This is a genomic window from Streptomyces sp. NPDC058008, from assembly GCF_042886395.1.
Lineage (GTDB): Bacteria > Actinomycetota > Actinomycetes > Streptomycetales > Streptomycetaceae > Streptomyces.
Genome location: NZ_JBHVQX010000020.1, coordinates 149,257 through 160,472, shown reverse-complemented (window position 1 = coordinate 160,472; position 11,216 = coordinate 149,257). Strand labels below are relative to the sequence as shown.

Here is an 11,216-nt window from a genome sequence, read left to right as displayed (position 1 = left end):
GCGGGGCCCCCTTGGGGGCCCCCCCACCCCCGGCACCGAGGCTGAAGCCCGTCGCGTCGGTTCCTGTCCGACGCGAAGGAGGGGAGTGGCACATCCCTTTTACAGCCGGAGCACCACTTCTCTTCGCCCGATTCGGACATTTCTTCTTACTGTCCGCCTTTTTGTACGAAGCTTCGAACGAAGTCCTCGGCGTTGGACTCGAGGACGTCGTCGATCTCGTCCAGGACGTCGTCGACGTCGTCGCTGAGCTTCTCCTGCCGTTCCTTGAGGTCCTCGGACGCCTGCGCTTCCTGCGCCTGCTCCTCGGCCTCCTCGGTGGAACGTGTCGCCTTCTGCTGTCCGCCGCCGGTGTCCTTGGTCGCCATGTAGCTCACCCCGCTCGGTTCGAAGCACTTGATCAGACCCTACCCACGGGGTCCGACATTGGCTCGGTACTTTCCTCAACGTCCGGAGGTCATCTGATTGATTCCCAGCCGGCGCGCCTTTCAGCCCCCCGTGAGCGTCCGGACCAGCTCTTCCGCGGTCCGGCAGCGGTCCAGGAGCTCCTTGACGTGAGTACGTGTACCTCGCAACGGTTCCATCGTCGGAACCCGTTGCAGCGAGTCACGGTCCGGCAGGTCGAAGATGACCGAGTCCCAGGAGGCCGCGGCGACGTCGTCCGCGTACTGCTCCAGGCAGCGGCCCCGGAAATAGGCCCGGGTGTCCTCGGGGGGCTTCGTACGGGCCCGCTCGACGTCGTTCTCGTCGAGGAGCCGCTTGATCCTCCCCCGGGCAGCCAGCCGGTTGTACAGGCCCTTGTCGGCCCGTACGTCGGCGTACTGGAGGTCCACCAGGTGCAGGCGCGGGGCGTCCCAGTCGAGGCCGTCACGGCGCCGGTAGCCCTCCATCAGCTCCCGCTTGGCGATCCAGTCCAGCTCGCCGGACAGGCTCATGGGGTCGTTCTCCAGGCGGTTCAGGGTGTCCTCCCAGCGGGCCAGGACATCCTTGGTCTGCTCGTCGGCGTCCGCCCCGTACCGCTCCTCGACGTACTTGCGGCCCAGCTCGAAGTACTCCATCTGGAGCTGCACCGCGGTGAGTGTCCGGCCGCTGCGGAGCGTGACCAGCTGCTTCAGCGAGGGGTCGTGCGAGACCTGGTGCAGCGTGCGGACCGGCTGGTCGACCGCCAGGTCCACGTTGATGAAGCCGTCCTCGATCATGGCCAGGACCAGCGAGGTGGTGCCGAGCTTCAGATAGGTCGAGATCTCGGAGAGGTTCGCGTCGCCGATGATGACGTGCAGCCTGCGGTACTTCTCGGCGTCGGAGTGCGGTTCGTCGCGGGTGTTGATGATGGGGCGCTTGAGGGTGGTCTCGAGGCCGACCTCGACCTCGAAGTAGTCCGCGCGCTGGCTGATCTGGAATCCGTGCTCCTGGCCGTCCTGGCCGATGCCGACGCGGCCCGCGCCGGTGACGACCTGGCGGGAGACGAAGAACGGGGTCAGGTGGCGCACGATGTCCGAGAAGGGGGTCTCCCTCCTCATCAGGTAGTTCTCGTGGGTGCCGTAGGACGCGCCCTTGTTGTCGGTGTTGTTCTTGTAGAGGTGGATCGGCTGGGCCCCGGGGATCGCCGCGGCCCGTTCGGCCGCCTCCGCCATCACCCGCTCGCCCGCCTTGTCCCAGAGCACGGCGTCCAGCGGATTGGTGATCTCGGGTGAGCTGTACTCCGGGTGCGCGTGGTCGACGTACAGCCGCGCGCCGTTGGTGAGGATCACATTGGCCAGGCCGATGTCCTCGTCGGTGAGCTGGCTGGAGTCCGCGGTGTCCCGGGCGAGGTCGAAGCCTCGCGCGTCGCGCAGCGGATTCTCCTCCTCGAAGTCCCAGCGGGCGCGGCGCGCCCGGTGCATCGCCGCCGCGTAGGCGTTGACGATCTGGGACGAGGTGAGCATGGCATTGGCGTTGGGTTGCCCGGGCACGGAGATCCCGTACTCGGTCTCGATGCCCATCACTCGCCGTACGGTCATGCGGCCCTCCTTGCCCGGCGGCGCTCCCGTCCGGGAGCGGCGCTCAAGTACCGCTGCTGGTCGGCGGTGCCCGTCCCCGCACTGCGCGACTCGGCGGTACGGCAGAGCCTAGAGCGCCTCTGCGCCGGTGGGGAGATCAATTGCGTCATTGTTCGGGTGTGGTCGGCGCTGCCGGGAAAACGGCCGGCTGCGGATACCCTGCCGGGCATCCGCAGCCGGTCTGCGTTTTACAGGTACTGTCCGGTATTCGCCACCGTGTCGATGGAACGACCGGTGTCCGCGCCCTGCTTTCCGGTGACGAGCGTGCGGATGAAGACGATCCGCTCGCCCTTCTTTCCGGAGATCCGGGCCCAGTCGTCCGGATTGGTGGTGTTCGGCAGGTCCTCGTTCTCCTTGAACTCGTCCACGCACGCCTGGAGGAGATGGGAGACGCGCAGGCCCTTCTGGCCCTGCTCGAGGAATGCCTTGATGGCCATTTTCTTCGCCCGGTCCACGATGTTCTGAATCATCGCTCCGGAGTTGAAGTCCTTGAAGTAGAGGACTTCCTTGTCGCCGTTCGCGTAGGTGACCTCGAGGAAGCGGTTCTCCTCGGATTCCGTGTACATCCGCTCCACGACGGACTGGATCATCGCGTGGGCGGCGGCTTCCTTGGAGCCGGTGTGCTCGGCCAGGTCGTCCGAGTGCAGCGGCAGCGAGGGGGTGAGGTACTTGGCGAAGATGTCCTTCGCGGCCTCCGCGTCCGGACGCTCGATCTTGATCTTCACGTCGAGCCGGCCGGGCCGCAGGATCGCGGGGTCGATCATGTCCTCACGGTTGGAGGCGCCGATGACGATGACGTTCTCCAGGCCCTCCACACCGTCGATCTCGGCGAGCAGCTGGGGGACGATGGTGTTCTCCACGTCCGAGCTGACGCCGGAACCACGAGTGCGGAAGAGGGACTCCATCTCGTCGAAGAAGACGATGACGGGGGTGCCCTCGCTGGCCTTCTCCCGGGCGCGCTGGAAGACGAGGCGGATGTGCCGCTCGGTCTCGCCGACGTACTTGTTGAGGAGTTCGGGGCCCTTGATGTTGAGGAAGTAGCTCTTGCCCGCGGGCTGTCCGGTGACCTCGGCGACCTTCTTGGCCAGCGAGTTGGCGACGGCCTTGGCGATGAGCGTCTTGCCGCAGCCGGGAGGGCCGTAGAGCAGGATGCCCTTCGGCGGACGGAGTTCGTGCTCCTTGAAGAGGTCCGGGTGGAGGTAGGGGAGCTCGACCGCGTCGCGGATCAGTTCGATCTGGTCGCCCAGGCCGCCGATCTTGTCGTAGTCGATGTCCGGGACCTCTTCGAGGACGAGTTCCTCGACCTCGCTCTTGGGGACCACTTCGTAGACGTAGCCGGACCTGGGTTCGAGCAGGAGGGCGTCGCCGGGGCGGATGGTGATGTCCAGGAGGGGCTCGGCGAGCCTCACCACCCGTTCCTCGTCGGTGTGCCCGATGACCAGGGCGCGCTCGCCGTCCTCGAGGATCTCCTTGAGGGTGACGATGTCCCCGGCCCGCTCGAATTCCATGGCCTCGACCACGTTGAGCGCTTCGTTGAGCATGACTTCCTGGCCTCGCCGGAGGCCTTCGAGCTCGACGCTGGGGCTGACGTTCACCCGGAGCTTGCGGCCCCCGGTGAAGATGTCGCAGGTGTCGTCCTCGTTGGCCTGCAGGAAGACACCGAAGCCGGCCGGCGGCTGGGCGAGCCGGTCGACCTCCTCCTTGAGGGCCACGATCTGGTCGCGGGCCTCGCGGAGCGTGCCGGCGAGCCGCTCGTTCTGCGCGGACACGCCTGCCAGGTTGGTCTGCAACTCGACGATCCGCTCTTCGAGAATCCTCGTATGACGCGGAGAGTCGGCGAGCTTACGTCGCAGGACGGCGATTTCCTGCTCGAGATAGGCGACCTGGCCGGCTGGGTCTTCTGACCCCCGCCCGGGCCGGATGCCGCGGTTGATGTCGTCGTCGTGGGCTGCCACGGTCCTCACCTCCTCCAAGGGGAGCTGGACGCTTCCTGACCCTACCTGGGTGGGTGATGATTGAAACCCCTAGATCACAAAGACCCGGGAGTGTGTCCGATCTTCACCCTTGCGCTCTCCCTCACGCCAAGGGAATACCCACCCTTCGGCACAGGAAAGCAGCCGGTTGTATCGTCGAAGCGTTCAACACCCGTCAGGGCTGGCTTCAATTGGTGCAGATACGCAGGGAACGGCAGGACACATGACCGTGCAGCAGGACGCTCCGGGCGACGGCGACACGCAGGACCTCGAGGTCTGGATCGACCAGGACCTCTGTACGGGCGACGGCATCTGCGTGCAGTACGCACCTGAGGTGTTCGAACTGGACATCGACGGTCTGGCCTACGTGAAGAGCGACGAGGACGAGCTCCTCCAGGACAAGGGCGCGACGACGCCGGTGCCGCTGCCGCTGCTCCAGGACGTGGTGGATTCGGCCAAGGAGTGCCCGGGCGACTGCATCCACGTACGCCGTGTGGCGGACCGTGTGGAGGTCTTCGGGCCGGACGCGGAGTGACCCTCAGGTCGCCCGGGCGGTGCTTCCGGCGGGGTCCGAGGTCTTGATGAACGCGTTGCCCTTCCACTGCCAGCCGGCGTGGTCCAGGTCGTCGGGGCAGCAGCGCGGTACCTCGGCGGAGGAGTAGCCGAGCAGGGTCGCCGAGATCCGCCCGTCACGGACGGTGAGGTCGGTGACGCTGAGTTTCTGAGCGGGGTCCACCAGGGTCGCCACGACCCGGGGTGCGGCCCCGCTCCGCTGTGTCAGGACGTAGATACCGCTGGGCGGGGTCCCGGACCCGGCGGCGCAGCGGACGACGGCCACGGTTTCGGGTACGCCGTCGCCGTCGAGGTCTCCGGGGGCGCTTTCGGCCACGGTCTGCCCGGCGGTGCCGCAGTCGAGCGGGAAGGTGACGCCGGCCGGGTCGGGTGCCGTCCGGGCGGGAGCGCCGCCGTGCTGCGTGGCGACGTGGCTCTCGGACGCCGTGGCGGTGGCGGTGACGGCTTCGGGCTGGAGCATGCCCGCCGCGGCGACGACCGCGGCCATGGCCGCGGCGGTGGCGAGCCAGTGCACCGGCTTGGCGTCGGTGTGCGCGAGGTCCGGGAGCGCGGAGGGCTGCACGCGGTATGTCTCCTGTGGTTCCTGGAGGCCTGGAGAGGCGGTGCCGGAGGGAGGCCGGCGGGCGGGGGTGGCCAGCATCGTGCCACACCTCACACCCGAGGGGAACGGCGGGGGTGGCGGGGGACGGTACGAAAGCGCCGCCGCCGGGTTCCCGGGTCGGTCCGGGAACTCGGCGGCGGCTTACGCGCGTTGTGCGGGGTCTCAGTCGCGGGGGGCCGAGGAACCGCTCCGGCTGCCGGGACCGTCGTAGTCCTCGCCGTAGGCGCCCTTGGAGGGGCGGCGGCGGCGCAGCGGCGGCTCGACGCCGTCCGCGAGACGGCGGGCGGTCACGAGGAAGCCGGTGTGGCCGATCATGCGGTGGTCGGGCCGGACGGCGAGGCCTTCCACGTGCCAGTTGCGGATCATCGATTCCCAGGGCTGCGGCTCGGCGAAGCAGCCGATCTCCCGGATGGACTCGACGGTGCGCGAGAGCTGGGTGGTGGTGGCGACGTAGGCGCAGAGGATGCCGCCGGGCACGAGCGCCTTGGAGACGGCCTCGAGGCACTCCCAGGGAGCGAGCATGTCGAGGACGACGCGGTCGACGTCGGTGTCCGAGAGGTTGTCCTGGAGGTCGCCGACGGTGAGCTGCCAGGCGGGGTGCGGCGAGCCGAAGTAGCGCTCGACGTTCTGCTGGGCGATCTCGGCGAAGTCCTCGCGGCGCTCGTAGGAGTGCAGCATGCCCTGCTCGCCGATGGCGCGCAGCAGGAAGGTGCTGAGCGCACCCGAGCCGACGCCGGCTTCGACGACGCGCGCGCCGGGGAAGATGTCGCCGAAGGCGAGGATCTGGCCCGCGTCCTTCGGGTAGACCACGGCGGCACCGCGGGGCATGGACAGGACGTAGTCGGGGAGCAGGGGGCGCAGCGCGAGGTAGGCGACGTTTCCCGTGGTTCGGACAACACTGCCCTCGGGAGCACCGATCAGCTCGTCGTGCGGGAAAGAACCCTTGTGGGTGTGGAAGTTCTTTCCGGCCTCGAGCGTGAAGGTGTAGTGGCGTCCCTTGGGGTCGGTGAGCTGGACCTGGTCCCCGACTTTGAATGGGCCGCGACGGCGGGCGGCACCGGTCGGTTCGGACATGTGACCAGCCTACCGGTATTTCCGGTGCCGCTTTCCGGGTGTCAGGCCGAGGGGCGGGCCATGGCCTTGACGAAGGCGCGCTCCACGTCGGCAGTGGACAGGACGCCGTAGATCTCGCCGGTGTCCTCGACGACGAGGTACTCGGTGGCCGGGGTGGCCTTCAGCCGGTCCAGGAGTGCTTCGCCCGCCAGTTCGGCGGGGACCTTCATCCCGTCGGTGATGTCCTGGGCGAGGCCGCTGACGGCCACCCAGGGGCGGCGGTGTTCGGGGACGCCGACGATGGCCGCCTCGCGGACGACGCCCTTGGGGCTGCCCTGTCCGTCGACGACGACGAGGGCGCGGGCACCGGCTTCGTTGGCGCGGCGCAGCGCCTCGGAGAGCGGGGTGGCGGATTCGACGGGTACGGCCCGCCGGGTGAGGGTGCGGGCCCGCAGGTCGGGGAGGTGCTCGCGCAGGCGTGCCATGCGCAGGCTGTTTCCGGCGCCGGTCCAGATGATGGCGCAGAGGATGGCGGCGAGGAGGGCGTCGGTGACGGTCTCGACCCCGCTGATCTGGCTGGTGTCGTTGCCGAGGGCGCCCGTGTGGGTGAGGAGGGGCAGGCCGATGAGCACGGTGACGGCCAGGCCCCGGCCGACCCACGCGGCGGCGACGGTGCCGCTCATCGGTCTGCCCGTGATCTTCCAGACGACGGCGCGGAGCATGCGTCCGCCGTCCAGGGGGAGGCCGGGCAGCAGGTTGAAGGCGGCGACGATCAGGTTGGAGACCATGAGGCCGGCGAGGAGGACGCCGGGGACGGTGCCCGCCTCGACGAACTGGAGCGGGATGTAGAAGACGCCGCCGAGGACGAGGGACAGCAGGGGGCCGACGAAGGCGAGGAGAAACTCGCGGCCGGGGGTCTCCGACTCCTTCTCGATCTCGGAGACGCCGCCGAAGAACTGGAGCTGGATGCGGCGGACCGGGAGCCGGTAGTGCAGCGCGACGACGGTGTGGGCGAGTTCGTGGACGAGCACGGACGCGTAGAAGGCGATGGCGAAGAAGAGGGCGACCAGGTAGCGGGCTCCGCCCAGGTGGGGCAGGACCCGGTCGAGCTGGCCGCCGAAGACCCAGGTGATCAGGGCCGCGACGACGAACCAGCTGGGTGCCACGTACACGGGCACGCCGAAGGGGCGGCCCATGAGGAGGCCGCCGCCCGGTTCCGCCGGGCGTCGCGGTTTGCCCTTGTCCGGTCCGGAGCCGGGGTCCTTGCCCCCTGCGCCGGGCTGCGGGCGCCCGCTGTCGCCGCTCTCGTCCACGGGGTCCCTCCGGTAGGTGGCTTCCGCCACGATCGTGCTGTGCGCGAGCTCTGTCATCGATGGTATGCCGCCGGGTGTCGGTGGCGGGCCGTAGGGTCTGCGACATGACGTCCGTACCGCGCCCGCCTCAGCCACCCTCGTCCCTGTCGCCGTCGCGCGCGAACGATTTCATGCAGTGCCCCCTGCTGTACCGCTTCCGGGTCATCGACAGACTGCCGGAGAAGCCCAGTGAGGCTGCTACCCGGGGCACGCTGGTGCATGCGGTCCTGGAGCGCCTCTTCGACGCTCCGGCGGCCGACCGTACGGCGCCGAGGGCCAAGGCGCTGATTCCCGGCCAGTGGGACCGGCTGCTGGAGTCGAAGCCGGAGCTGACGGAGCTGTTCGAGGGGGATCCGGAGGGGCAGCGGCTGGCGGGCTGGCTGGGCGAGGCGGAGCGGCTGGTGGAGCGGTGGTTCTCGCTGGAGGACCCGACGCGCCTGGAGCCGGCCGAGCGGGAGCTGTTCGTGGAGACGGAGCTGGATTCGGGGCTGCGGCTGCGCGGGGTGATCGACCGCGTCGACGTGGCGCCGACGGGCGAGGTCCGCATCGTGGACTACAAGACGGGGAAGGCCCCGCGGCCGGAGTACGCGGAGGGCGCCCTCTTCCAGATGAAGTTCTACGCCCTGGTGGTGTGGCGGCTGAAGAACGTGGTGCCGCGCCGCCTCCAGCTGGTCTACCTCGGCAGCGGTGACGTGCTGACGTACGACCCCGTCCCGGAGGACCTGGAGCGGGTGGAGCGCAAGCTGCTCGCGCTGTGGGAGGCGATCCGGCTGGCGACGGAGACGGGCGAGTGGAGGCCGCGGCCGACGAAGCTGTGCGGCTGGTGCGATCACCGGGCGGTCTGTCCGGAGTTCGGTGGGACTCCCCCGGTCTATCCGCTGTCCGTGCGCCCGGCGGAAGCCGTGGAGGCTGTGCAGGGCAGAATGGAGCCTGCCCGGTCCGAGGCCGGCCGACCGGTGGCCCTCGAAGGTCCTTAAGGAGATTACGTGGCTATCCGCGTCCTGCTCGTCGATGATCAGCCGCTGCTGCGCACCGGCTTCCGGATGATCCTGGAGGCGGAGGGTGATCTCGCGGTGGTCGGTGAGGCCGGTGACGGCCTGCAGGCCATCGACCAGGTGCGGGCGCTGCAACCCGATGTCGTGCTCATGGACATCCGGATGCCGCGGATGGACGGGGTCGAGGCGACCCGCCAGATCACCGGTCCCGGGCGGGACGGCCCGGCGAAGGTGCTGGTGCTGACGACGTTCGACCTCGACGAGTACGTGGTGGAGGCGCTGCGCGCCGGTGCCAGCGGTTTCCTGCTGAAGGACGCCCCGGCCGTGGAGCTGGTGCAGGCCATCCGGGTGGTGGCGGCGGGCGAGGCGATGCTGGCGCCGAGCATCACGCGCCGGCTGCTCGACAAGTACGCCGACCACCTTCCGTCCGGTGAGGAGCCCGTCCCGGACGCGCTGCACACGCTCACCGAGCGTGAGGTGGAGGTGCTGAAGCTGGTGGCGCGCGGTCTGTCGAACGCGGAGATCGCGGCGGATCTCTTCGTGAGCGAGACGACGGTCAAGACGCACGTGGGGCACGTCCTGACGAAGCTGGGCCTGCGCGACCGTGTGCAGGCCGCAGTGTACGCGTACGAGAGCGGTCTGGTGCGTCCCGGCGCCCAGTGAGTCGGGGCGGAGAAGCGGACCGGCGCGGTCCGGGGCCATCGGCCCCGGACCGCGCCGGTTTCCGTCGGGCGCCGTGTCAGCGGTTGCCGTGTCCCAGCTCCCAGAGCTGGAGGTCGGCCGAGGAGTTGACGGCCCATTCGACGCCGGTCAGTCCGTCGAGCGAGGCGACGTACTGCTTGCCCTGCCAGACCGGGAGCAGCGGGACGTCGTTGGCAACGATGTCCTGGAGCTTCTCGAAGGCCGGTGTCGCGGCGCTGCGGTCGGCCTCGCGGCGGGACTGCGGGATGAGGGTCTTCTGCGCGGCGGTCGACCGGTAGGGCGAGTTGAGGAAGTTGTTCTTGTCGAGGAACGGTGCCGTGTAGGTGTCGGGGTCCGGGAAGTCGGGGAACCAGCCCATGCCGTAGACCGCGTACTCGCCCTTCTTCTGGGCGGGGCGGTACTCGGACCAGGGGGTGCCCTTGATGTCGACCTCGAACAGCTCGGAGTCGTTGAGCTGCTTCGCGAGGGTCTCGAACTCGGACTTGGTGGCGGGGCCGTAGTGGTCGGTCGTGTAGTGCAGGGTGAACTTGACCGGGGTGCTGACGCCGGCCTTCTCCAGGGTTTCCGCGGCTCCGGCGACGTTGGGCTCGCCGTACTTGTTGAAGAACGAGTTGGTGTGGCTGGTGATGCCGGAGGGGATCAGGGAGTAGAGCGGCTCGGCGGTGCTGCCGTAGACCTTGTTGGCGATGGCTCCGCGGTCGATGACCTGCGCCATGGCCTGGCGTACGCCCCTGTTCTCCACCGCGGGGTCCTCGGTGTTGAACGCGAGGTAGCTGATGGCGAGGCCGGGCATCTCGGTGAGCTTGATGCCGTCCTTGGGCTTGGCCAGCATCTCCTGGGCCTGCTCGGGCGACATGTTGCGCGTCATCATGTCGATCTTCTTGTCGTCGAGCGCCTTCCCCATCGCCGTAGCGTCGTCGAAGAGGTCCAGCTCGACCTTGTCGTTGCTGATCTTCAGGTCGCCCTTGTACTTGGGGTTCTTGGTGAAGACCACCTTGACGATGCGGTCGCCGTCGACCTCGGGCTTCATGGTGTACGGACCGGACCCGTCGACCTGGAAGCCCTCACGGGCGGTCTTCGCCGGGTACTTGTCCTTCTGCACGATGCCGGTGGGCGGCGTGGCGAGCTTGTAGGGGAAGGTCGCGTCGGGGGTCTTCAGGTGGAAGACGACCTGGTCCTCGCCCTTGGTCTCGATCGTGTCGATGTTGTCGAGGAGACCGACCGGACCGCTCTTGTCCTTGATGTCGAGGACCCGCTGGATGGAGTACTTCACGTCCTCCGGGGTGACGGGGGTGCCGTCCGCGAAGGTGAGCCCGGCACGCAGGGTGCAGCGGTAGCTCTCGTTCTCCGTGTCGGTGAAGGCGCAGCTCTGCGCGGCCTCGGGCACCGGCTCGCCGCCGCCGCGCGGTATGTGGGTGAGGGTCTGCACGGTCTGGCGGAGCACGTTCCACACGCCCGCTTCGTAGCCGATGGCGGGGTCGAGCGGGGCCGGGTTGTCCTTCGAGGCGATGAACTGGTCCGTCGTCCCGACGACGATGGCGTCGCTCGCGTTGTCCGATCCGCCGCACGCGGCGAGCACGGGTGCGAGCAGGCCCACTACGGCCGGCAGCACCAGCGTCTTGCGGTTCATCTGGACGTTCTCCCTCATTCCGGCATGTGAGAAAACTGAGATTAGTAGGCGCCGCAGGGGGACTTGACCGGTGCGGACCGGGCGCGTATCCATTCGGTGATCACCGATGACGGGCTGTCCACGTCGTGCTCGGGAATGTTTCGTACACGCCTTCATGAATCCGGATGTTTGGGTTCCCGAAAGGGACGATCCGACCGGCCGCGAGAACCCGGTCCCGTCACGACGAGTGACGAACATCACCTCGGCACCGCGTTGCCCGCATTGACATGGACCTGATTTACACGGTGCGCGAAAGGGCGGA

10 protein-coding genes are annotated in these 11,216 nt (G+C 68.6%); 3 read left to right on the top strand and 7 right to left on the bottom strand.

Annotated elements, in window-relative coordinates; genetic code table 11:
• Window positions 1-146: 146 nt before the first annotated feature.
• The 3 genes from ACFVS9_RS21670 to arc form a co-directional block, all read right to left on the bottom strand.
• Window positions 147-365: a ubiquitin-like protein Pup gene (locus tag ACFVS9_RS21670; protein ID WP_383113411.1), complete on the bottom strand. Its 219-nt coding sequence runs from the start codon at window positions 363-365 to the stop codon at window positions 147-149.
• A gap of 120 nt (window positions 366-485) precedes the next feature.
• Entirely contained in the window at window positions 486-1,997 is a 1,512-nt protein-coding gene (dop, locus tag ACFVS9_RS21665; RefSeq protein ID WP_383113412.1) for a depupylase/deamidase Dop, read from the bottom strand.
• A gap of 227 nt (window positions 1,998-2,224) precedes the next feature.
• A complete protein-coding gene (gene arc, locus ACFVS9_RS21660) occupies window positions 2,225-3,991 on the bottom strand; it encodes a proteasome ATPase (RefSeq protein WP_383113413.1) in 1,767 nt (588 codons plus the stop codon).
• Between the two features lie 241 nt (window positions 3,992-4,232).
• Between arc and ACFVS9_RS21655 the strand changes: the two genes are divergently transcribed.
• The gene (locus ACFVS9_RS21655) at window positions 4,233-4,544 is read left to right on the top strand and encodes a ferredoxin (RefSeq protein ID WP_383113414.1); all 312 of its coding nucleotides are present in this window, start codon (window positions 4,233-4,235) and stop codon (window positions 4,542-4,544) included.
• Between the two features lie 3 nt (window positions 4,545-4,547).
• Here ACFVS9_RS21655 and ACFVS9_RS21650 read toward each other — a convergent pair whose 3' ends face one another.
• The 3 genes from ACFVS9_RS21650 to ACFVS9_RS21640 form a co-directional block, all read right to left on the bottom strand.
• Window positions 4,548-5,144 (bottom strand): hypothetical protein, encoded by a 597-nt coding sequence (locus ACFVS9_RS21650; protein WP_389934575.1) that lies wholly within the window; start codon window positions 5,142-5,144, stop codon window positions 4,548-4,550.
• A 201-nt stretch (window positions 5,145-5,345) separates the two neighbouring features.
• Entirely contained in the window at window positions 5,346-6,257 is a 912-nt protein-coding gene (locus ACFVS9_RS21645) for a tRNA (adenine-N1)-methyltransferase (protein ID WP_383113416.1), read from the bottom strand.
• Between the two features lie 41 nt (window positions 6,258-6,298).
• Window positions 6,299-7,549: a site-2 protease family protein gene (locus ACFVS9_RS21640; protein ID WP_383113421.1), complete on the bottom strand. Its 1,251-nt coding sequence runs from the start codon at window positions 7,547-7,549 to the stop codon at window positions 6,299-6,301.
• Between the two features lie 170 nt (window positions 7,550-7,719).
• On the opposite strand from ACFVS9_RS21640, the gene ACFVS9_RS21635 reads away from it, so the two are divergent.
• Window positions 7,720-8,565 (top strand): RecB family exonuclease, encoded by an 846-nt coding sequence (locus tag ACFVS9_RS21635; protein WP_389934586.1) that lies wholly within the window; start codon window positions 7,720-7,722, stop codon window positions 8,563-8,565.
• Between the two features lie 9 nt (window positions 8,566-8,574).
• Entirely contained in the window at window positions 8,575-9,246 is a 672-nt protein-coding gene (locus ACFVS9_RS21630; RefSeq protein WP_383113417.1) for a response regulator, read from the top strand.
• A 76-nt stretch (window positions 9,247-9,322) separates the two neighbouring features.
• Here ACFVS9_RS21630 and ACFVS9_RS21625 read toward each other — a convergent pair whose 3' ends face one another.
• A complete protein-coding gene (locus ACFVS9_RS21625) occupies window positions 9,323-10,915 on the bottom strand; it encodes an ABC transporter substrate-binding protein (RefSeq protein ID WP_389934583.1) in 1,593 nt (530 codons plus the stop codon).
• Window positions 10,916-11,216 lie beyond the last annotated feature (301 nt).

Excerpts from the sequence above, each read along its gene's own strand:
- ACFVS9_RS21670 (WP_383113411.1), bottom strand. The coding sequence starts at position 365 with ATGGCGACCAAGGACACCGGCGGCGGACAGCAGAAGGCGACACGTTCC.
- dop (WP_383113412.1), bottom strand. The coding sequence starts at position 1,997 with ATGACCGTACGGCGAGTGATGGGCATCGAGACCGAGTACGGGATCTCC.
- ACFVS9_RS21655 (WP_383113414.1), top strand. The coding sequence starts at position 4,233 with ATGACCGTGCAGCAGGACGCTCCGGGCGACGGCGACACGCAGGACCTC.
- ACFVS9_RS21645 (WP_383113416.1), bottom strand. The coding sequence starts at position 6,257 with ATGTCCGAACCGACCGGTGCCGCCCGCCGTCGCGGCCCATTCAAAGTC.
- ACFVS9_RS21635 (WP_389934586.1), top strand. The coding sequence starts at position 7,720 with ATGCAGTGCCCCCTGCTGTACCGCTTCCGGGTCATCGACAGACTGCCG.
- ACFVS9_RS21625 (WP_389934583.1), bottom strand. The coding sequence starts at position 10,915 with ATGAACCGCAAGACGCTGGTGCTGCCGGCCGTAGTGGGCCTGCTCGCA.